This window comes from Marinococcus sp. LNSP9103-4 (assembly GCF_056034345.1).
Window position 1 is genome coordinate 1 of sequence record NZ_JBQLIA010000036.1, and the last position, 22,204, is coordinate 22,204.

General features: G+C 44.8%; 22 protein-coding genes and 1 pseudogene. 18 read left to right on the plus strand and 5 right to left on the minus strand.

Annotated elements, in window-relative coordinates:
• Positions 1-340: 340 nt before the first annotated feature.
• The 7 genes from ACTRXG_RS15990 to ACTRXG_RS16020 all read left to right on the plus strand — a co-directional run bounded on the left by ACTRXG_RS15990 (position 341) and on the right by ACTRXG_RS16020 (position 6,991).
• The gene (locus tag ACTRXG_RS15990; protein ID WP_474285923.1) at positions 341-2,398 is read left to right on the plus strand and encodes a BglG family transcription antiterminator; all 2,058 of its coding nucleotides are present in this window, start codon (positions 341-343) and stop codon (positions 2,396-2,398) included.
• Positions 2,399-2,434: 36 nt separating this feature from the next.
• On the plus strand, positions 2,435-2,923 hold the full coding sequence (locus ACTRXG_RS15995) for a PTS sugar transporter subunit IIA (protein ID WP_474262879.1): 489 nt from the start codon (positions 2,435-2,437) through the stop codon (positions 2,921-2,923).
• Positions 2,923-3,207: a PTS sugar transporter subunit IIB gene (locus tag ACTRXG_RS16000; RefSeq protein WP_022794068.1), complete on the plus strand. Its 285-nt coding sequence runs from the start codon at positions 2,923-2,925 to the stop codon at positions 3,205-3,207. Before ACTRXG_RS15995 ends, ACTRXG_RS16000 begins: the two co-directional genes overlap by 1 nt.
• Before the next feature lie 68 nt (positions 3,208-3,275).
• A complete protein-coding gene (locus ACTRXG_RS16005; RefSeq protein WP_474285924.1) occupies positions 3,276-4,538 on the plus strand; it encodes a galactitol-specific PTS transporter subunit IIC in 1,263 nt (420 codons plus the stop codon).
• 54 nt (positions 4,539-4,592) lie between these two features.
• Complete coding sequence (locus tag ACTRXG_RS16010) at positions 4,593-5,624, plus strand: zinc-binding dehydrogenase (RefSeq protein WP_474285925.1); 1,032 nt, start codon at positions 4,593-4,595, stop codon at positions 5,622-5,624.
• A gap of 122 nt (positions 5,625-5,746) precedes the next feature.
• Positions 5,747-5,914, plus strand: coding sequence for a hypothetical protein (locus ACTRXG_RS16015; protein WP_474285927.1), 168 nt, complete (start codon positions 5,747-5,749; stop codon positions 5,912-5,914).
• A gap of 27 nt (positions 5,915-5,941) precedes the next feature.
• Positions 5,942-6,991, plus strand: a complete 1,050-nt coding sequence (locus ACTRXG_RS16020; RefSeq protein WP_474285929.1) for a galactitol-1-phosphate 5-dehydrogenase — start codon at positions 5,942-5,944, stop codon at positions 6,989-6,991.
• 112 nt (positions 6,992-7,103) lie between these two features.
• Here the strand turns inward: ACTRXG_RS16020 and ACTRXG_RS16025 are convergent, their stop codons facing one another.
• Positions 7,104-7,994, minus strand: coding sequence for a universal stress protein (locus ACTRXG_RS16025; RefSeq protein WP_474281545.1), 891 nt, complete (start codon positions 7,992-7,994; stop codon positions 7,104-7,106).
• Between the two features lie 261 nt (positions 7,995-8,255).
• On the opposite strand from ACTRXG_RS16025, the gene ACTRXG_RS16030 reads away from it, so the two are divergent.
• Positions 8,256-9,143, plus strand: a complete 888-nt coding sequence (locus ACTRXG_RS16030) for a universal stress protein (RefSeq protein WP_474285931.1) — start codon at positions 8,256-8,258, stop codon at positions 9,141-9,143.
• A gap of 113 nt (positions 9,144-9,256) precedes the next feature.
• Here ACTRXG_RS16030 and ACTRXG_RS16035 read toward each other — a convergent pair.
• The 3 genes and pseudogenes from ACTRXG_RS16035 to ACTRXG_RS16045 form a co-directional block, all read right to left on the minus strand.
• Positions 9,257-10,544: pseudogene (locus ACTRXG_RS16035) on the minus strand (acetamidase/formamidase family protein).
• Positions 10,545-10,665: 121 nt separating this feature from the next.
• On the minus strand, positions 10,666-12,225 hold the full coding sequence (locus ACTRXG_RS16040) for a BCCT family transporter (protein ID WP_474285933.1): 1,560 nt from the start codon (positions 12,223-12,225) through the stop codon (positions 10,666-10,668).
• A 219-nt stretch (positions 12,226-12,444) separates the two neighbouring features.
• Positions 12,445-12,702 carry a hypothetical protein gene (locus ACTRXG_RS16045; protein WP_474262895.1) on the minus strand — a complete coding sequence of 86 codons (258 nt, stop codon included), beginning with the start codon at positions 12,700-12,702 and terminating at the stop codon, positions 12,445-12,447.
• A 200-nt stretch (positions 12,703-12,902) separates the two neighbouring features.
• Here ACTRXG_RS16045 and ACTRXG_RS16050 point away from each other — a divergent pair, with 200 nt between their 5' ends.
• The 7 genes from ACTRXG_RS16050 to ACTRXG_RS16080 all read left to right on the plus strand — a co-directional run bounded on the left by ACTRXG_RS16050 (position 12,903) and on the right by ACTRXG_RS16080 (position 18,788).
• The gene (locus ACTRXG_RS16050) at positions 12,903-13,301 is read left to right on the plus strand and encodes a VOC family protein (protein WP_474285934.1); all 399 of its coding nucleotides are present in this window, start codon (positions 12,903-12,905) and stop codon (positions 13,299-13,301) included.
• A gap of 191 nt (positions 13,302-13,492) precedes the next feature.
• A complete protein-coding gene (locus ACTRXG_RS16055) occupies positions 13,493-14,434 on the plus strand; it encodes an alpha/beta hydrolase (RefSeq protein WP_474285935.1) in 942 nt (313 codons plus the stop codon).
• A 155-nt stretch (positions 14,435-14,589) separates the two neighbouring features.
• Entirely contained in the window at positions 14,590-14,868 is a 279-nt protein-coding gene (locus ACTRXG_RS16060; RefSeq protein ID WP_474262901.1) for a SunI/YnzG family protein, read from the plus strand.
• Between the two features lie 204 nt (positions 14,869-15,072).
• The gene (locus tag ACTRXG_RS16065; protein ID WP_474262903.1) at positions 15,073-15,390 is read left to right on the plus strand and encodes a hypothetical protein; all 318 of its coding nucleotides are present in this window, start codon (positions 15,073-15,075) and stop codon (positions 15,388-15,390) included.
• 52 nt (positions 15,391-15,442) lie between these two features.
• Positions 15,443-16,510, plus strand: coding sequence for a hypothetical protein (locus tag ACTRXG_RS16070; RefSeq protein ID WP_474285937.1), 1,068 nt, complete (start codon positions 15,443-15,445; stop codon positions 16,508-16,510).
• A gap of 167 nt (positions 16,511-16,677) precedes the next feature.
• On the plus strand, positions 16,678-17,850 hold the full coding sequence (locus ACTRXG_RS16075) for an iron-containing alcohol dehydrogenase (protein ID WP_474262907.1): 1,173 nt from the start codon (positions 16,678-16,680) through the stop codon (positions 17,848-17,850).
• A gap of 98 nt (positions 17,851-17,948) precedes the next feature.
• Positions 17,949-18,788, plus strand: coding sequence for a formate/nitrite transporter family protein (locus tag ACTRXG_RS16080; protein ID WP_474281553.1), 840 nt, complete (start codon positions 17,949-17,951; stop codon positions 18,786-18,788).
• Positions 18,789-18,830: 42 nt separating this feature from the next.
• Here the strand turns inward: ACTRXG_RS16080 and brnQ are convergent, their stop codons facing one another.
• Positions 18,831-20,156, minus strand: coding sequence for a branched-chain amino acid transport system II carrier protein (brnQ, locus tag ACTRXG_RS16085; RefSeq protein ID WP_474285938.1), 1,326 nt, complete (start codon positions 20,154-20,156; stop codon positions 18,831-18,833).
• Positions 20,157-20,518: 362 nt separating this feature from the next.
• Between brnQ and ACTRXG_RS16090 the strand changes: the two genes are divergently transcribed.
• From ACTRXG_RS16090 to ACTRXG_RS16100, 3 genes are all read left to right on the plus strand, one after another.
• Positions 20,519-20,767 (plus strand): hypothetical protein, encoded by a 249-nt coding sequence (locus tag ACTRXG_RS16090; RefSeq protein ID WP_474279115.1) that lies wholly within the window; start codon positions 20,519-20,521, stop codon positions 20,765-20,767.
• A 145-nt stretch (positions 20,768-20,912) separates the two neighbouring features.
• The gene (locus ACTRXG_RS16095; RefSeq protein ID WP_474279113.1) at positions 20,913-21,059 is read left to right on the plus strand and encodes a hypothetical protein; all 147 of its coding nucleotides are present in this window, start codon (positions 20,913-20,915) and stop codon (positions 21,057-21,059) included.
• Positions 21,060-21,170: 111 nt separating this feature from the next.
• Positions 21,171-22,088 carry a manganese-dependent inorganic pyrophosphatase gene (locus ACTRXG_RS16100; protein WP_474285940.1) on the plus strand — a complete coding sequence of 306 codons (918 nt, stop codon included), beginning with the start codon at positions 21,171-21,173 and terminating at the stop codon, positions 22,086-22,088.
• Positions 22,089-22,204 lie beyond the last annotated feature (116 nt).

Here is a 22,204-nt window from a genome sequence, read left to right on the forward strand (position 1 = left end):
CCAGCCAAAAAAGAACGTGGATCGAACGATCCACGAACAAACATGACGCTTTTATTTTGTTTCTCAACAATCTGGAAGAACAGCTGCCGCCGGCAGCTGTTCTTTTTGTCGACAAAAATATACAATTATTGCTTGAAAGAAATATTGAAGGCCACCGAATTTGTTAAACCATTCAAGTACATATATATACCATTAAGCCTAATGTATCAATGTACGAAGTTGGTTTGTGGAATGTAAATCACAATATTGTACAGCAAATGTTCAAAAGACTGCGATGAAAACGTATACATTTCGATTGCGACGGCTGATAGAATAAAAATTAACCAAAGGGGGGAAGGAAATGCCGCTAAGTGAACGGGATAATGAAATATTAAATGAACTAATCCGAAATCCGTCGGTCACTAGCATGGCGCTTGAAGAAAAGCATCAACTGACAAGAAGACAGCTGGGATACAGCATTAATAAAGTAAACGACTGGCTTTTAAGCAAGGACCTTCCGGTTATTGAAAGAACGCGCCAGGGGCATTTCATTATTGACCAGTCCGTTTACACAAACTTCGGTATGGATGAAGAAATTATTGCGGCTGAAAAGCCAATACTCACTGGGAAGCAGCGTACTTATTATCTCATTATGATGCTCGTCAGCAGCGAAGAGCCGCTTTCATTAAATCATTTCACAAGTGAGCTGCAGCTGAGTAAAAACACCGTATTGAATGAGCTGAAAGAAGCCCAGCAGTATCTTGATGACTTTCATCTTCTAATCAAGTATTCCCGCAAAGAGGGTTATCTGGTTGACGGAAAGGAATTTCAGATCCGGAAGTTGTTGATGAACGTTACGTACCAGCTGCTGTTCATGCAGGACGGTTCGACGAGGATCAAAAGGATAGCTGGAATTGACGAGGAAGAGCTCGACGATTACCGCCAACGGATTGAAAATGTCGAAAACAAGCTCAGCCTGAAGTTTACTGATGAAAAGCTGGAAACAATGCCTTATATATTAGCTTTAATTTTAAAAAGAATTAAAAAAGGCTTTGCTGTTAATACATTTTCCATCCAGTATGAAGAGCTTTCGGATACGAAAGAGTATCAGGCAACAGAGGAGATATTTAAAAAAAATGAACACATTCCGATGGAAGAGCGGTTGTTTGTCACACTGCACCTGCTGACAGCAAGTGTCTACAGCATCTCTTTTCCGATGGAGGACGATGTGGTCCCGAATTTAGGCGCCGCCACAGATGATATGCTGCGCCAGTTTGAGAAAAGCGCCTGTGTGTATTTACACGAGCGCGACCAGCTGCTTAATAAGCTGCTTCAGCACATTAAGCCGGCTTATTACCGTATCAAATACCAGCTGTCGGAGACATCATCCACACAGGTACCGCTGAGTAAAGAATTCAAAGCGCTGCACCATCTCGTAAAGCAATCCACGGCACCGCTTGAACAGTTGATCGGCAGCCGAATCCCGGACAGTGAGAGCAGCTTTATTACAATGCTGATCGGGGGCTGGATGAAAAGACAGGGCGAAAGTATTGAAAAGAAAGTAAAAGCCATCGTGGTATGCCCTCAAGGGGTGTCCGTTTCAAGACTGATGCTTAATGAGCTGAGTGAGCTTTTTCCGGAATTTGTTTTTCTGGACTCTTTATCGGTACGGGAATTTCTTCATTACCATCTGGAGTATGACATCGTCTTTGCGCCGACATTTCTTGAAACCAACAAGAAGCTTTTCGTAGTAAAAACATTTTTAGGCAGGGAAGAACGGCAGCGGCTCCGTAAGCAGGTAATGCTCGAGCTTTACGGCTATCTGCCAAACCACCTGGATATCGATGAAATCATACAGATTATTGGCCGCCATGCTCATATTCATAATGAAAGTGCACTTATAGAAGATATTCAGAATTATATTAATAAGGATAATGAAAACTCAGTGAATTACAGCATGGGCAAGGCTGAATACAATCTGGATGAATTAATCACTCCAGCCTCCATTACCCTGGAGAGCAACGTGGAGAATTGGGAAGAGGCCGTCAAAACGGCTGCCGCTCCGCTGCTTGAAAATGAAAGTATCACGAGCGACTATGTAAACAGTATGCTGCACTATACCGAGGAAGATCCCTATATTGTCATAGGGCCGAATATTGCGATTCCCCACGCTTCTCCGGAAGATGGGGTAAATGAAGTAGGAATGAGTTTGTTAAGACTGAAGGAAGGGGTTCTTTTTTCTGAAGAATACCGAATTAATCTGGTGATCGTCATTGCTGCTGTGGATAAGCAGAAGCATATTCACGCACTGATGCAGTTAATGAAGCTTGCAGGCTCACAAACCGCAAGAGATCAAATAACAGCCGCTGATTCTATCAAAGATATATATAAAATTATTCAGTCGTATTCCAAAGACTAACCAGGTAAGATTTCAATTTCACCAAGGAGGGGCCTGATGAGCGATTTGTATTTTGATACTCCTGTGATTCTTTTAGATATGGACGGGGGATCCAAAGAAGAAGTATTGCGGACAATGGCACAAAATTTAGTGAACAACAAACTGGTAAAACAAAGCTTTGTTGAAGCGGTGATCCAGAGAGAGAATGAATATGCTACCGGCCTGCCGACAGGCGACATTGCAGTTGCCATTCCTCATACAGATGTAGAGCATGTACAGCAAAAAGCAATCAGTGTAGGAATACTGAAGGAGCCTGTGGACTTTATCGTCATGGGAGACGACACGGAAACGGTTCCGGTCAAGATTGTATTTATGCTTGCCATGGATGAGGCTCATTCTCAGCTGAAGCTGCTGCAGCAGCTTATGCAGGTATTCCAGGATCAGAGTGTTTTAAATGAACTTGTCAGCACGTCTGATGAAAAACAGATCAAGCATATCATGGAAGAAAAATTGGATGCGTTATCCCTTAAAGGAGGTGAAAAATAATGGCAAAAAAACAAGTACTAGTAGCATGCGGAGCAGGCGTGGCAACTTCCACAGTTGTTAACGGCGCTATTGAAGATATGGCTAAAGAACACAAACTATCCGTGGACCTTAAACAAATTAAAATAGCTGAAGTAGAAAGCTATGTTGATACTGCTGATTTACTGGTAACGACAGCTACGATCAAAAAGGAATATCCGTTTCCAGTAATCAATGCACGTTCCTTCCTGACAGGTATCGGTATGGAAGATACGAAACAGGAAATTCTGGATGAATTGAAAAAATAACAGTGCTCCGGTTTCCTGTTTTAAAAGGGAAGCCGGGCTCATTATTACAGGTATGAGGGGGAAGTGGCATGCAAGGATTTGTAGATCTTGTGCAGGGATTTTTAGATCTCGGGGCAACAGTAATTTTACCAGTGGTTATCTTTTTGCTCGGTTTGTTATTCGGGCAGAAGCCGGGAAAAGCCTTCCGGTCCGGCTTAACGATTGGGGTAGCATTTGTAGGTATATTTCTTGTAGTTGACCTGCTGGTTAATAACTTAGGCCCGGCAGCGCAGGGAATGGTTGATCGATTAGGAGTCAACCTGGACGTAATTGACGTCGGCTGGCCGGCGACATCATCTATTGCCTGGGCTTCTACGGCAGTAGCAGCCTTTATTATTCCGTTAGGCTTGCTTGTGAACGTTGTTATGCTTCTGACAAAGACAACCAAAACAATGAACGTGGATATCTGGAACTTTTGGCATTATACATTTATGGCTGCTGTAGTATACACCGTATCCGGCAGTATCATTCAAGGACTTATCGCTGCAGTAATCTTCCAAATTGTAACCTTAAAAATCGCTGACTGGACCGCGCCAATGGTGAGTGATTTCTATGAGCTCCCCGGCGTATCGATTGCTACAGGAAGTACCGTTTCATACGCACCAGGTATTTTTCTTGTGAAAGGCCTGCAGAAAATTCCTGGAATTAACCGGTTGAATGCAGATCCGGACAGCATTCAGAGAAGGTTCGGTGTGTTCGGTGAATCCATCTTTATCGGGCTGTTCCTCGGTGTTGCAATTGGGGCCCTGGCTGGGTACAGCGTAGGTGAAGTAATTGAAATCGGCATGGCTATGGCTGCTGTTATGGTTCTGATGCCGCGGATGGTTAAGATTTTGATGGAAGGCTTAATGCCTGTATCAGAGTCAGCCAGAAACTGGTTGAACAAACACTTCAGCAACAAAGAAATTTATATCGGTCTGGATGCGGCCGTTCTTTTGGGACATCCATCAGTTATTGCTACTGCATTGATCCTCGTGCCGATTACGGTCGTACTGGCAGTATTTCTGCCTGGTAACGCTCTGCTTCCGTTTGGTGACCTTGCAACTATTCCATTTGTTGTTGCATTTATCGTCGGAGCAGCTAGAGGTAACATTATACACTCTGTGCTGGTAGGTACCGTGATGATCGCCCTTTCACTATACATGGCTACAGATATCGCCAACGTATTTACAACAATGGCTCAAAACGCTGATTTCGACATGCCGGAGGATTCCGCACGAATTTCAAGTATTGACCAGGGCGGAAACCTGATCAACTGGCTCATCTGGAGATTCTTCGAACTGTTTAACTAATTCCCCTCTCAGGCAAAACATGCATGAAAATTAACACATCGGGAGGAAAAGAATATGAAAGCATTGGTGAAAACCGATTTAGAGCACGGAAGTATCGAAGTACAGGACAAAAAGGAGCCGACGCCCGGGAAGGACCAGGTGAAAATCGAAGTAAAATATGCCGGGGTCTGCGGCACTGATATTCATGCCTATGAAGGTCATTATAAAGTTAATGCGCCGGTCACGCTTGGCCATGAATTTGCCGGTGAAGTCGTAGAAGTCGGTGAAGGAGTCAGTGATTTTAAGCCCGGGGACCGGGTCACCTCCGAAACGACATTTTATATCTGCGGCGAGTGCCGGTATTGCCGGGCTGGCGACTACAACTTATGCAGCTGGCGCAAAGGGCTTGGCAATCAGTACGACGGAGCCTTTGCCAAGTATTTAATCGCCCGGAAAGCGAGTCTCCACCACCTCCCTGAAAACGTCGATTATCAGTCGGCGTCGATGACAGAACCGCTAGCCTGCACACACCACGCGGTAGCTAAAACAGAGATCTCGGACGGAGACATTGCGGTCGTTATCGGCCCGGGGCCGATTGGCCTGTTTACTGCCCAGGTGGCGCAGAGCAGGGGAGCCAAAGTTATTATTACTGGGCTTACCAATGATAAAGTGCGTCTGGAAAAAGCGAGAGAGCTTGGAATTGATTACGTTGTGAATTCGCAGGAAGAAGATCTTCATGAATTCGTCAACAGCGTAACTGATGGCTACGGGGCAGACATCGTTTTCGAATGCTCAGGAGCTGTTCCAGCGGCCAAGCAGGCGATTAGCCTGCTGCGAAAAAAAGGTCAATACGCTCAGGTGGGTATTTTCACAACACCGGATATTCAATTTGATTTTGATAAAGTAATTCAAAAGGAAATTCGTGTGGTCGGCAGCCGAAGCCAGAAGCCCGCGGACTGGGAGCCTTCCCTTGAACTGATGAACAGTGGGCTTGTGAATGCCCGGGCAATGGTCACTCATGAATTTGACATCACACAATGGGACCAGGCCTACCAAAAAATTAAAGACGGAGAAGCTATTAAAGTACTGCTTACGCCTGTGGATTAGTACCTGGTGGGAATATGCAGGTACTAATGTATGGAAAGGCAGGGAGCCTGGAAAAGGAAGAGCTCCCTGTCCGCCGTCAAAGGCGAAAAATACTCAGCGAAAAAGCATCAGGGAGGAAAACTATGACAGAATTAATGCTTGATTTTATGTTGGGACCAATGCGTGCGATCGGTGAATTTTATTACGACTACCAAATGATTTTTAACCCGATTATTGTTGGTGCGGCGTTAATAAAAATTTTGTTTGGAAAGAAAAAAGTAAAAAACGAATCAGCGAATTCAGAATCGTAATATCGTTACTTTTGAAGGGAGAAGAGCATGAAAAGTCTAAAACTTTACGGGCAGCAGGACCTTCGGTTCGAAGAGGCGTCAAAGCCGGCGGCTGAAAACGCTGATGACGTTGTTATTAAAGTCAAAGCTGCAGGTCTTTGCGGCTCCGACATTTCCCGCTACAAAAAGCTGGGCCCTTACGTAGAAGGAATGATCTTTGGCCACGAGTTCGCAGGAGAGGTCGTGGAGACCGGTCCCGGTGTATCAGGGATACAGCAGGGGGACCGCGTGGCAGGATGTCCAACGTTTCGGTGCGGGAAGTGTCTGAGCTGTCAGAAAGGAGAGCTTTCACGCTGTGAAAATCTGACTGTGATCGGTGCCCGTCACCCGGGCTCCTATGCTGAATACGTCAAACTTCCCGCCGAAAATGTTCTGCCGCTGCCCAGTCAGGTGGATTATGATACAGCTGCCCTCGTGGAGCCAGCAGCTGTAGTGGCTCATGGTTTTTACCGTACGAGTATCCAGCCCGGAGCGGAAGTAGCCGTAATGGGATGCGGAAGCATTGGCCTTTTGGCAGTTCAGTGGGCGAAAATATTTGGGGCGAAAAAGGTGTATGCGATTGATATCGATGATGTAAAGCTGCAAACTGCCGGGGAAGTAGGCGCGGATGTATTGATCAATTCGAGTCAGCGCCCGGCTCATGAGCAGGTGCAGGAGCACACAGGAGGATACGGGGTGGATCTTGCAGTGGAATCTGCAGGAGCACCTGCGACGTCTGCGCAGGTGCTTGCTCTTCCAAAGAAGGGCGGCGAGGTCGTATTTATGGGCATCCCGTACGCAGATATTACGATTGAACGTTTTTATTTCGAGCGTATTGTGCGTAATGAATTGCGGATACTCGGCTCCTGGAACGCGATATCGTCACCGTTTCCCGGAAAGGAATGGACCTCCGCGCTTCATTATATGAGTACCGGCCAGATCAATGTAAAGCCGATGATCTCACATACGCCAGGGCTGTCGGATGGACCGGGAACCTTTGATGATTTAATCAACGGAAAAGGAAATTATGTAAAGGTTGTTTTTCATCCCGAAAAATAACAAACAGGCTCAGGCATAAATGCCAGCGTACCCATGGTAAGAGTATAAAGAACAAATAACCAGCAGGCCGCTTCTCCGGGGATTCTTCCGGGAAAGGCCTGCTGGTTATATTTTATTGTTCTTCTTCCGGGAGGCGGGCAAGTAAAACGTCACAATCGGCCCGGTGCACGATTCCTTCCGAGACGCTTCCAAGGAAAAATCGCTCTGTAGTATTTAAACCGGAAGCGCCAACGATGATAAGGTCGGCTTTATACTTTTTAGCCAAATCTTCCGCTATAACGACCTTGGGAGCACCATGATGAAGCTCAGCTTCTACATGTTCGATCCCTGCCTTCACTGCTTTTTCCCGGTATTCTTCGAGCATTTTTTCCGAATAGCTTTCCATTTCGATAAACAGCCCGGTGTCATGCTGCTCCATGGAAGTGAGTACAACTGAATCAATTACATGGGTGATCAGCACGGCTGCATTTTCTTCAATTGCCAGGGCAATTCCTTTGTTAAAGGCGTGCTCTGCTTCTTTAGAGCCGTCAATGGCAATGATAATCCTTTTGTAGTCACTGTCTGAATCCTTTTTCCGGACGACGAGCACATCGCATTTAGCATTGCGCACGATCCCTGTAGAAACACTTCCCATAATGAATCGTCCAACTGTACCTGCCCCGGAGGCGCCGGTAATGATCAAGTCTGTGTCATAATCCGGGGCGAGATCTTTAGTGATGATGGTTTTTGGTACGCCGGTCTCCATGATGGTCTGAATATCAATGCCAGCCCCTTCAGCTTCTGCTTTGTACAAGTCTAAAAGTACTTTTCCCTGTTCTCCCGCAGTTTCCATAATGGTTGGTATATATTGAATCAGGCGGTTCAAGGTTCTGTACTCCACGACATGGGCGACCGTCAGCCGGCTTTGATGTTTCCTGGCGAGTGAGAGACTGCGGCGGAATGCCTGCATGGATTCATCCGAGCTGTCTACAGCTGTGAGAATATTCTGGTAATGTTTGATCATGATAACGCCCCGCTTTCTTTACAGAAGTAGATTTGTCGAGCACGAAATGACCTAAAACAAAAGCGTAATATTTCTCTATCTATGTCTATTATGAAACATATAGGCGAAGAACTCCACTGTATAATTTGGCAAAAAAAGTACAATAGAAAAACTGAAGATAATGCTATAATGGAGAGAGAACGAAGATAGGTGGGCTTACGGAAGCAAAAATTATTTCCGGAAGCACCTGGTTTTGACGATGATGGATAGGGGGCAGGCAAAATGGAAAAAAGGTACAATCGTATTTTAGTGGCAACAGATGGCTCCGTGGAAGCTGAATTTGCATTAAAAAAAGGTATTGCACTCGCCAAAGCTTATGATTGTTCGTTGGGGATCTGCTACATTATTGACTATAACCATTACAGCCAGGCCCGGCTTCATACTACAGATTTATTACAGGCCTCAAAGGAAAAAGGGGAAGAAATTATCGCTTCCTCCAGAGAGGAAGCCGAAAATGCAGGACTGAGGGATATAACCGTATTTTTAGAAAACGGCTCTCCTAAAACTACTATTCCAAAAGATATAGCGAAAAAATTTAAAGCGGATCTGATTCTCTGCGGGGCTTCAGGAATAGGAACATTTGAAAGATTTATTGTTGGAAGCGTTTCCGCAGGTATTGTGCGGAATGCAGAATGTGACGCCTGGGTAGTTAGAAATAAACGCGATATTGAAAAATATAATAGCATTCTGATCGCAGTAGATGACTCAGAAATGTCAGCCAATGCCTTTCGTGCCGGTCTGGCGATGGCAGAGGAGGAAGAAGCAAAAGCTGTGGTTACCCACGTTATTCACACACCACTCGTATCGTCAGTAGAGCAGTCCAGGAGCAACGTCATTGAAATATTTAAGAAAAACGGCAGAAATCTGCTTGAGATATACCGGGAGCTTGCATTAAAAAGCAACGTTCCCAACGTTTCATTTGCTTTGGAGTACGGTTCACCCAAAATGGTGATTCCAAAGGATGCTGCAGAAAAATACGAGGCAGACTTAATCGTCTCCGGCGCCTCCGGGGTCAGCAGTGCAGAGCGTCTACTGCTTGGAAGCGTTGGGGAAAGCATTGTCCGCAGAGCGGAGTGCGACGTACTCGTTGTCAGAAATGAACACATTTAAAATGTTTCCCGAATTGAATTTGCCAGTGAAGCTTGCTTATAACACAGGAAACCCCGGCTGCCGTCCAGCCGGGGTTTTTAATGGAAGCTGCTAATAAGCAGAAACGTATGCCATTACTCGTAGGTGTGTTTTACCGTAGGAAGAAGCCCGGCCTTTTCAAGAAGTGGTTCCGGCGCTAAAAAAGTAACAGTAACTACACCGGGATGTCTTCCAATCTCGATAGAGCCTGTAATGGTTGCTCTATTCATAATTTCAGGCACGGTGACACCCAGCGCTTTGGCTGCCCGGGCCATTCCGTTTTCCGTCGCTTCGTTCAGGCTCGCTCCGCTGCCAATAAAAGATATTGGGTGAGCCTCTTCGAGTTCAGTAACCCCCCATTGCTGGGCAAGCTCGAGGGCTTCTTTCTTTTCCTGCCCGCTAAAAGGCTTGGCCGTATAGGGAAGGTCTTCAATCAGGGGGAGCAGTACCGGGCCGTCTAATTTTACTTCTTTTAAAACATCGGCCTGAAGATGTACAATGCCGGAAACATCAGTAGTGTGGCCGGCAATTTCCCCATCTCCCTGCATGGCATGCATGTCACCAAGATAGATGACGCCTCCAGGGACTTTAACCGGGCAGATTAATACAGCTCCGGCCCGGACACGGCTGATATCAAGGTGCCCGTCTGTTCGTTCTTCCAGTTGTTCTTTAGTAATAGCGTACTCATGGGGAGCATCGATCAATGCCTGTCCGAAGTCCCCAGCATTATGGGAATCAGGCAGAGCGCGTGATGGAGTAGTGCCGAGCTGGCCTAAAAAAGGTCTGGTTCTGGCTGCTGCACCAATAATGTCATGAGGCGCAAAGGTTACTACTGGGTTTTGAATCGAATTTTCGGGAGTGTTCATGTAATTCTTTCCGTCTACGGCAATTTTTTCAGCCGCTTCCTGTGAAAGGGTGAGCCCAATCGACTTATTATCGTTGAAAGCCATAGTATAGGCGTTTGTAAATACAAACGGAGTGATATCCTGGTTACAGTTGGCGCACCGGACCGCCTCCTGGCCAATGCCCTTAATCACTGTTTTTGGGTGCATTTGCTCGCAGCCCGGGCACTGCACAGCAACGAATGGATCACCGACAAACCGGCCGTCTACCGCTTTGTCATTGCCGGAGGCTGTAGCCTGAGAGGTGATTTCAATAGATTTGATCCGGATAGCAACAGCGTCGCCGACTTCTGCGCCCTCGACATACACCGGCTTTGTTACTTCATGTCCGCCGGGCAGGGGTGATCATCGGCCCCCAGCATCCGGGGGTGGTATTGGCTACAATCCGGCCACCATCCTTAACCTTATATTCCATCTCAAGAGCCGGGTCCAGCATGCCATCTGTAAATGTATTAACATATACGGTTTGCTTTGCCTCCATATCTATTCACTCCCTATGTTAGAATATTCTAACTTTAACACGGAAGAGGGGATTAGCCCAGCTGACGGTCTTCTTCTTAATAAAAAACCGGGCTCCATAAGGAGGCCCGGCAAAAGCTTTCTTATTCTCTTACGTTGTGAATCCATGCTTTGTCCTGATCCATCATTTTCTTCGCTGCTGCAATCGTCAGAAACTGGATGACGATGATCGGCAGCCCCATCAGGCCAGAAAGAACTTCGAGCGGAGGAAGGCCTCCGATTCTCATTAAGATCAAGGCCAGCGTAGTGATGATGACAGCTACCAAAATACGAAGAAATTTAGAAGGCTCATTTTTACTCATATCTTCGGTGCTTGCATACGCTGAGATAGTATAAGTGGTAGAGTCAAGTGTCGTTGTTAAGAAGATCAATGCGACAACCATAAAGATGACCAACGCAAGACCAGCGAGTGGAAGTGTAGTCAAAATTTGCGGAATAGCTGCCATATTGCCCTGATTCTCCACAATACTCAGCACGTCGAGGTTTCCATTTAAAAATCTGTCTACACCAAGTCCGCCGAGAACTCCCGTAGCTGCCCAGGAGATAATCGTTGGAGCCGCTAGATACGTCAAAATCATTTCTTTGACCGTACGGCCCTGGGAAATTTTCGCGGCAAATACGCTGTGCAGCATAGCCCATGTAGCATTATAGGCGAACCAGAATACAGTGTTACCCTTTATATAACTGGCCTCACCGGAAGAAAGGGCTTCAGTATAAAAGGAAATGTTAATGTAGTTAGTCATAAGAAAGCCGAGGCTGCCTGTGAAATAATTTAAGATAAATATTCCCGGTCCGGCTATCATAATAAACAGAGCGAATATCCCCGCTAAGTACATATTAAACGTACTCAGGCGTTTGATCCCCTTTTCAATGCCGAGATAGGCGCTTACAGAAAACATGAACACCCAAACGAGTGTCACAATCAGCGTAAGGCCAAAGCTTATTTCGATTCCAAGCAGCTCTGCGAGGTTGTTGGTAATGATCGGAGACCCGAGTCCAAGCGTTACTGCAGCACCTGCCAGAATACTGATCAGGAAAATTACATCCAAAAATTTACCGCCAATGCCGTCAGTGAATCGATCACCAAAAAGTACGCGGCACGCTTCGGAAATTCGCATCAACGGACGTTTGCGCACATGAAGAATGTACGCCATTGCCGGCGCCGCCATAACGAAAATAGCAAATGTCTGAAAGCTCCAAAGGAACATGCTGTAGGAGTTCCCCCACATGAGCGCCTCGGTGGAACCAACTTCCACGCCGTTTGGCGGGTCGCTTGCTACGGAGGTCCACTGCACCATTCCGGTACGCATAATAGTGGAGCCGAGCCCCATAGCAATGAGAATCGAGGCGTACTCAAATAGAGAAAAACGAGGTTTTGATAATGGATCTCCAAGCACGACTTTTCCATATTTGGAAAAAGAAAAATAAAGTCCGGCAGCAAGAAGAATTATACCGTACCAGAGATACCCCCAAGTAAATACTTCTACAATGGAATCAAAAATTCCATTTAAAATTTCCATGCTGCGTGTTTCGTATAACGCAAGCGGTATACAGATGGCAATAATGATTAAAAGAGCCGGTACAAAAATACTGTAATCAATCAGCTTTAATTTTGACTGCTGATTGTCCTTCTGTTCACTCATTGATATCCCCCTTTTTATTTTGTCTTTTCATGATGGCTGTGAAAATTAAGAAACGCAGGAAACTACAAGCAATAAATCACAATATATCCATATGAAAAATATCAATAATCCTCTCCTTCCTCAAAAAACAGCCGAATAAACTAAAACATGAATATTATTTGCGCATTTAATGTCAAAAAAATAGCAGCGCGGGACGAGCGCTGCTTGAAAAAACTATTATTAAATCGATCCGAGAAAAAAGAGAAGAGCGGTAATACAGCAGGTGTTTACGACAACGAACAGGGCCTGCCGCCATTTTTTATGAAATATTTGTTCATAGTAAAAGTAATGGATCACAAAAACACTCACCAGGGAGATGTAGGCTGGGATATGCAGAAATCCCGTAAGAGCAAAGAAGCAGCCGACAGACAGCAGAAGGACTGGAAATTCCACTGCTGCTGCCATTATGATCCATGGCATCGTCATCTTCGTATTCACCGCCACCCTCCATTCTACTGAATTTTCTTTTATTGTAAGGCAGCATGCACTGAAGGAGGATAGGACCATATATATAATTTTTTACAAAGATAACAATACCTGTTGGTTAATAAAGAAAAACTAAGTCTGGAGTCCTGCTTCAAAGATTCTCATCAAGGGAACATAAACAGAAAGAATTAAAATAAAAGGAGCGGGTACCGATGGCAGCAATAAAACCTTTTCTTATGTTTCAGGGGAACGCAGAAGAAGCACTTAATTATTATTCGAGCCTGCTTGATGAAGCAAAAATTGTGAGCTTGAGCCGGTATGGGCCGCACGAATCCGGGGAAGAAGGAAATGTTATGCAGGCCGTACTTTCTCTTCAGGGGCAGGAATTCATATGCATGGACAGTAACGTGAAGCACGATTTTACATTCACACCCTCCTTTTCGCTTTTTGTTAACTGTGAATCCGACCAGGAGATTGAGTACTTGTACAATCATCTTTCCGAGGGCGGTAAAAAGCTGATGGCTTTAAAGGATTATGGGTTCAGTAAACGCTTCGCCTGGATTCAGGATAAATTTAATGTCTCCTGGCAGCTGAACCTGCCTTCTGATTAACAAAGGTCTGAATAAATTTATGCTTTGAAATATTTTTTCTGTTTTTCATTTAGTGATTGTAGATGAATACAGCAGCCATTATAATTGAAATATCAGCATAGCCAGTACCTCTGGCATTTTTTGAAAGCGCATACAATTAATGTTTATTGTAATACAGTTTATGCCATCAGCAGAAAGCAGGAGAGCCAGAAATGAAAGAAAAAATTCAGAATGAATTGCAAACAGTACTGGATGGGCTGCCGGAAATGAAGTTTTCAACGCGTGAAGAAATCAGAAACAGCCGTGTATTGACAAAACAGGCCTTTGAAGGGGAAGCTCCCATCAGCCGGAGTAAAGTAAGAGTCACAGACAAACATATCCCCGGCCATGAGGAAGGGCAGAATATACGGGTTCGCATATATGAGCCGGTCATGCCGGTAAAAACAATTTCTCCAGGCTTATACTGGATTCATGGAGGGGGATATTTGAGCGGTACCCCGGAGATGAATGATGAGTTGTGCGAAAGGTTTGTGCTCGAAGCAGGATGTGTAGTTATCTCTGTGGCGTACCGGCTTGCCCCGGAGCATCCTTATCCCGCCGGAGTGGAGGACTGCTATACAGGGCTTAAGTGGGTGGCAGAGCACGCTGGTGAGCTCGGTATAGACGCAGAGCGCATTGGAGTAGCAGGGCACAGTGCCGGCGGGGGACTGACAGCAGCTATATCCTTGATGGCAAGAGACAGGGGCGGCCCGGAAGTAGCTTTCCAGATGCCGCTTTGCCCGATGCTTGATTATAGAAATATTACTGTTTCCAGCCAGGAAATTACGGATACTAGGGTATGGAATTATTATTCAAACCAGGCGGCATGGCAAGCCTATCTCGGCGATCTTACTGAGGACGTGCCTGCATACGCTTCTCCAGCCCAGGCAGAGGATTTTTCCGGCCTTCCACCTACCTATACTATGGTGGGGAGTGCGGATCCGTTTCGGGATGAAACGATAGAATATATCTCGCGGTTAAGCCAGTCCGGCGTAAAGGCAGAATTTCACCTGTATCCAGGGTGCTTTCACGGCTTTGAAGGCATTGCGCCGCAGGCAGAAGTCAGCCAGCGGGCCGTAAAAGGGTATGTAGATGCTTTAAAAAGAAATTTATAAAGCAGTAATGAAGTAATAGACGGCAGAAATTTTTATTAACGCTCCGGTTTCTTTGAAATAAAGAAACCGGAGCGTTTTTATTAATGAGTCCGATTATTAAATACATTTATTTCTAATATTGTTAATGATAAAGTTTTGTAAAAGGAGGCAATGTAATGTTGGGAATTAAAATTAAAGAAGATAAAGAAAATATTGTAATCAAGTGGATGTTTTCTAAAATAAAAATACCCAAAAATACTATTACAAACCTTTATTTTGACAACACGTACAGTGGGACAGAAGCTGATGCTGTAAGAATTGGTGTCCCGGGAGGTACTATGCGTCAGCTTTTTATTGAAACGACAGGAAAAAATTATGTGCTGTTCACTTATAATGAAAGACAGTATGCCCGCAGAATTCAGAAGATGATCGAAGATAATAAATATACTGTCTGACAGCCCGAAGCCTCCTGACACCTGCAGGGGGCTTTATTGTGTGAACAGCACCAGATGGGTGCCTGTGACAGGCTGAAGCGTAAAATTAGTTCCTTAGTAGAAGATTAAAAGCCTTCAGGAAAGGTAATGATATTAATAAGGCCAAAAATTAAAAGGGAAAATCCGTCACGGTGAAAAACACTCATCAATAAGGAGATGTTACTCGTGTTAGTTCTTCCTGGGCGAATAGTAAATATCCGCATTCCATTGGATAAACAGGCTTCGGGGGAGAAGAAAGACGGCAAATACACCTTTGGGTTTCGATTTCCACAATGGCAGGGTAAAGGACGGTATGCTAACGGCGTAAAAAAACGGGCACGCATGATTTTCTATGTAAAAGATGAAGATGACCAACTGATATTTCAATATCCGATTACAGAAATTCAGCGGGAGGATCACTGCGTAATTTCGACAAGATATGAAAAACGCATTCCTGAAGAATTTCAAAAAGAAATCCGGCAGATTATCATCCATTTTGTGTGAACAAAATCCAATAATATATTCTCGGACGAGAGAAATGAAAAGAGGGATTGCATTGGCTAAAAACGACCAATCATCAGAAGAACAGGCAAATGTTGTTATTACGAATGAAAATGGTGAAGATGAAGAAGTAGATCTTTACATGATGAGTGTGAAAGATATCAAGGCTCTTGCTGAAGAAAGCGGCCTCGAATTATCTTCCACCAAAAAAGAGGATATGATTAACGAAATCATGGAAGAAGTAGAAAGTGGAGACAGCGGAGAAGACCAGGGGTCGGAGGACGAAGAAAACGAAGAAAATCAGGACCAGGAAGAAAGCGACGAAGAGCTTCCTGAGGAAGAAGAACAGGAAGAGCCGAGCAGCGAAAATGAGGAGGAGAATTCCTCATCTGAAGAAAAAGATCAGGACCAGGCAAACGTCGTTATTACGAATGAAGATGGCGAAGATGAGGAAATTGATTTATATATGCAGAGTATAGAAGACATTCAGGCTCTTGCAGAAGAGAGCGGCCTGGAGCTCTCCTCTACAGATAAAAAAGGAATGATTGATGAAATCATGGCCGAGGTTAACAGCGGTGAAAGCGAGGACCAGCCCGAAGAAAATACAGACGGGGCTTCTGGAGAACAAGAGCAGGAACCAGCGGACAGTGAGGAAGATGCGGATGAAGATTCTTCTGAAGCGGGTAGCAGTGAAGAAGAAGCGTCAGGTGAAGAAGAACAGGAAGAGCCGGCTGCAGAAGACGACGATGCGGAAGAAAACGAAGAAGCAGACTCTTCGCAGGAGCAGGAGAATTCATCAGAAGACAACGAAGAAAAAGCAGAAGAAAACAATGGTGAAGTGGAACAGGAAGAACCGGCAGCCGAAGAAGACAACGCAGAAGAAGGTTCGTCGTTCATTTCCGAAGAAGCAACCAGCCAGCTTGTCGAAGATGTAAAGCATTCGCTGATTGACGAATTAAAAGATGATTTATATGAAGATGTAAAGCAGGAATTAGTGCAGCAGCTGCATGATGAATTGATCGGTGATTCAAAAAGTGACCTGTTGAATGAAATTAAGTCTGAGGTCATGGAAAGTGTCAAAAAAGACTTGAACAGTGCACTCGCAAAAGATGAATCTGCATAAAAAAGGCCCGTCTCCGGGCTTTTTTTATGCTTATAAACATGGAAGAGAAGGCTGCCATGTTTAATCTTCCGGACTAAAAGGAAATGCCTATTCTGTGGTTAAAATAGATGTTCATCAATCTTACCAGACATCTTCGTTTAGCTTAAAATACCAAGGAGGCTTCACTAATGAGCAGATTTACGATTCCAAGAGACATCTATTTTGAAGACAACGCGCTTGAAGTACTGCGCACATTTGAAGGAAAAAAAGCTACGCTCGTTATTGGCGGCGGCTCTGTGAAAAAAAACGGCAATTTAGACCGCATTCAGGAGCACCTTGCTGCAGCAGATATTGAAACTGAAGTTCTTGAAGGATATAATACGGAGCCAACCGCAAAAATGGTCAAAGAAGGAGCAGAAGAAATGCGTTCCTTTGCACCTGACTGGATTATAGGCATCGGCGGCGGTTCCGCGATGGACGCTGCTAAAGCGATGTGGCTGTTTTATGAACACCCTGAGCTTTCCTTTGAAGATGCAACAAAACCTTTTGAATTGCCGCGTCTCCGCCAAAAGGCGAAATTTGCCGGTATTCCTACGACAAGCGGCAGTGGTTCTGAAGTTTCCAATCTTTCAGTAGTGGCAGACGAAAAAACAAACGTTAAGTATCCACTTGCAGACTTTGGTCTGACGCCGGATATAGCTATTATTGATCCAGTGATGGTGGAAGATCTGCCGAAGCATATTGCCGCTTACACGGGTATGGATGCTTTTACCCATACGATCGAATCTTACGTAGCCAAGCCGCGGACTTTGTATACTAACATTCTTGCTCTCGGCGGTGCTGAAGTGATTAAAGATAATTTGAAAGCATCGTATAATGGCGACCACGAAGCCGGAAAGCAGATGCACAGCATCCAGGCGATGGCCGGGATGGCGTTTGCGAACGCGGTGCTTGGCAATGTGCACAGCCTTGCTCATAAAAGCGGGCCTACATTCGATATTCCGCACGGTTATGCCAACGCGATTTATCTCCCGTATGTTATTGAGTTCAACCGTGCAGTGGTAGAAGACCGCTATGCAGAAATTGCACGCCGTCTGCATCTAGAAGGACAGACAGATAAAGAATTGACAGATTCGCTTATAGAGTATATTTTTGAACTCAATAAAGATTTAGGATTGGCTGTTACGCTTGAAGAATTCGGTGTCCCTGAAAAGGACTTCGAGGAGCACCTGGATACAATGGCTCAAAATGCACTAAGCGATCCATGTACCGGCACCAATCCAAGGGAAACATCCTTCGAGCAGATGAAGGACTTGTTCAAGGCTTCATATTACGGAAAAGAAGCTCTGGTAAAAGGCTGAGTATAAAAGGAAAAAGATAAACCGGAAACCCCGATTGCTTCGGGGTTTTTCCTTTGTACTGCTCCTGTAGCAGAGATCAGGAGAAGGAGAGATGTATTATGCCGAAAGAACAAAAGCTCGGGGCAGCCGACCGGCAGTATAAAGAACCGCCCGAGGTGGTGCAGGCGTTTGGTGAAAATGGACGTAACCACTTAAGCAAGGAATTCAAGGCACAGTTTCTGCTGGCAATTCTGGCAGGGTCATTTATGACCTTCGGGGCGGTTTTTTCAATTCTCCTTGCAACAGGTGTAGAAGCGAAGGGGCTGTACTATCTGCTTTCGGGGCTTGGTTTTACAGCGGCTTATGTTATGGTGTTTTTATCAGGTGCTGTATTATTTACAGAAATCAATATTCTGCTCCCGAGTTACTTATTTCGAAAGCCCAGCGTCTATTTTATGCCTATTGCAAGGTTTTGGTTCGCGACATACATCGGAAACATGGTCGGGGCGCTATTCGTTGCCGCAGTTATTCAGCTTTCCGGGTCCTTGACGCCGGAATTTTACGGAGAACTGCAAGTATATTTATCGGACAAAATGAAATTCAAAGAGTCCGGCGGCATCGGCTGGTTCCAGGTTGTTTTATCCGGTATTCTGGCTAACTGGTTAATCGGCATGGCATCGTTTCTTACTACAGCCGCGAGAGACGTTACAGGAAAAGTAGTGGCAACTGCGCTTCCAGTCATTTTATTTGTTGCCGGTAATTTTCAGCACAGCGCCGCGAACATGGGCTACTTCAGTATGGGCGTATTTTCAGATACTGAGCATGCCTGGTACGAATACCTGCTTTTTAACTTAATTCCTGCAAGTATTGGTAACCTAATCGGCGGTGCACTCCTGGTTTCTCTGCTGTTCTTATTTGCCTACCGGGAAGAGCTTCGCGATGGTGACGGCATTGAATAGAAAAAAACTGCTCCTGAAAAGGGGCAGTTTTTTTATGGAATACTACTTTTCGTTAAAGGAAGTCTTTTGCGGGGAATGTGAAGGCATCAGTCTGTCGAGAAGGTATCCGGCGGCTGCACCGATAATCGCAGGCATCACCCAGCCAAGCCCCTGCTCAAAAAATGGCGAGGTCTGAAGAATGCTTGTGACAGCAGGGGCGGAGACCCCTACACTTGAAAGCCCTTCGTAAAGCGCGAAGATTCCTGTAAAGGTAATCGAGAGCTGATACATTAGGGAGCCTTCACCAATAATAGGTCTGAGAAGCGAAAGTACAATGAGCACAATAGCGAGCGGGTAAATAAATACAAGTAAAGGCACTGCGATGCTTAAAATTAAAGACAAGCCTAAATTAGTGACCAGCATCCCGATGACTGTAAAAAAGACGACAAACGATTTATAGGCGACACGAGGCATGACGCTGTGAAAAAATTCAGAGCAGGCCGTTATCAGGCCGACGCTGGTGGTCAGGCAGGCAAGCAGAACGATCAGTCCAAAAAAGAAGCTGCCGGATGGGCCAAAAAGCATGGCTGCGGCTGGTTCAAGAATACCGGCCCCGTCCGTAATTCCCTCCTGCTGTGACATCCGGGCGCCAATCCACCCGAGCGAAACATAGACGATAGAAAGACCAATTCCAGCTACTATAGTAGCTATTGCGGCGCCTGACATCAGTTCACGCTTAGAGGATGCTCCGTGCGTACGCAAGCTGTTAACAATAACCATTCCGAAGGCAAGAGCGCCGAGAGCATCCATCGTCAAGTATCCTTCAAGAAATCCTCCAATAAAAGGAGAACTATTATAAGGGGCCTCGGCTGAAGAAGGATTCGTATCGAAAATAAAAAATGCCCGTACAAATAAAACAGCTAAAGTAACAAATAGAATAGGCGTCAGCCACTGGCCCAGGCGATCGACTATCTTTTCGGGGTTTAAGCTCAGCCAAAGGGTAACCGCGAAAAAAAGTAAGGAAAAAAGTAAAAGTGTCCACCAGGCTCCGATACCTGCAGCCGGAACGAAGCCGATCTCATAGGCTACGTTAGCAGCTCTTGGGATACCGTATAATGCTCCGATGGATAGATAAATCAGCGCGGCAAACATCAGGCCAAACATGGGGTGAACTCTGCTGCCCATGCTGATAAGTCCGTATCGTGCCTGCACAACAGCCATAATGGCAAGGATGGGAAGAAGCACTCCCGTAAAGAGGAATCCAAGGATTGCAGGTGTGAAATTGTCTCCTGCAGAATAGCCGAGAAATGGCGGGAAAATTAAATTTCCAGCTCCGAAAAATAACGAGAAAAGCATAAAGCCAATAAAAAGAACACGCGACTTTTTCATCCTGCACCTCCTGAACGTAAGTAATATCGCCACACAACGCAAAAAACCCGTTCCCAGAAAGGAAACGAGTCAAATTCTTAAGAGAGTCCTTGAAATACCATGCTGTACTGGATCATCTTGTGAGAAAATGACTATATAATGAAAAGCATTATGTAAGGTTAATAATCATTCTATAATGTAACGCGGATCTGACTGAAAGTAAACCGTCAGCGTGCATTAAGACAAATAAAAAAATGTAAACGGATACGCGGAAATGCTGGGAAAAAGACAAAGAAAAAATCGATTTTTTAATAATTTCAAGTGTACATCATAGGTGAAAGGGTATATATTCATAGGTCCAATATCACTTGGAGGGGAGAACTATGGGGAAAGGTATAAACTGGGTTAAAAACCATCAGTTTTGTTCTACAGTTGAAGAGCATGATGACATTGTTATTCTGGAAGTGCCTTATACAGCAAGCAATGAGCAGTGGGACGAAATACAGGAAATTATTAATGTTCTTCATGATCACGGATATGTAGAAGGTCAGACAAAGCGTATCGATCAACTGCAGATTGAACTTGTAGGTTTTAAAATTCCATGGAGCCAGCAAAGAATGAATTCCGGGTAAAATAAGTAACAAAAATAACCATTTGATGAATAAAAGATTAAAGAAATTACGTTTACGTTACAAGTGAATAATAAAACACAAAAATCATATTTGGGTTGATATGATAGTGTTTAATTAATTATTTCGGAGAAAAGAGGTCTGCAGTTTGCGAAACCCAATTGTATTAATGATGGTAATGGGTCTTTCTATGTTTTACGTTGTTGTGCCGTTTATGAGTATTGAGCAAATGCCGACCATGCTGACAGGTGTGCAGCAGATTATGAAATCCATTACCTCCATCAGTTTTTTATAATATACGTGCCATACAGGCCTCTCTGCTTATCTGCAGGAGGCTTTTTATCATTTAAAAAAGAAAGAAGCACTCATTTAAATAAAATGTCAAAAAACACAAGGAGTAAGGTCTGTGCCGACATTTATTTTTGGTCATAAAAGTCCAGATACCGATGCAATTGCTTCACCTATCGCCTACGCGTATTTAAAAAAGAGGCTGGGCGAAGAGGTCCAGGCGGGAAGACTGGGAGAAATAAATAACGAAACCACTTATGCGCTCGAATACTTTAAACAGAAAAAACCGCAATTAATTCGCGGGCTTAAAGAAGACACACCGGTAATACTAATGGATCACAACGAACGACAGCAAAGCATTAATGACCTGGAAAGCTTTCGTATTAAAGAAATAATTGACCATCATAAAATTGCGAATATCGAAACGAAAGAACCGATATACTTTCGAACGGAGCCGGTAGGATGTACAGCGACAATCGTATACCAGTTGTACAGGGAAAACAGAGTTGAGATACCGGAAAAAGAAGCGGGGTTGATGCTTTCAGCTATTATTTCCGATACCCTGTTATTTCAATCCCCAACTACTGCTTTAAAAGACAGGCAGGCTGCGAAAGAACTGGCAACAGCTGCCGGGGTAGAGATAAAAACATATGGACTCAGCCTTTTAAAGGCAGGTACAGACTGGAGTACGACGAATGATACTGATTTAATACAGACCGACATGAAAGATTTTGATATGAACGGCTTGAAGGTACGTATTGCTCAAGTGAATACGGTAGGCGCTGCAGCAATATTAAACCGGGGTGAAGGGCTGCTTGCAAAAATGGAGCAGGCTGTGCAGGCAGAAGCATTGGATCTTTATATATTAATGATCACTGATGTACTGCAGGCGGACTCCACCCTTCTTGCGGCCGGCACAATGAAAGATAAAGCCGGAGAGGCGTTCGGGAAAAAGCTGCAGAACGGGATGGTGGAGCTTCCAGGAGTGGTATCACGGAAAAAACAGGTAGTTCCGGGCCTGCATCAGAGCATATAGTATAAAGCCTCTTATCAAACGAAAAGCAGCCCCCCCTTGTGAACTGTAACCTATAAAATGGACAGGAAATAAAAAGAGTCTAAGCTGTTAACAGATGATCCCGGTATTGGACCGGG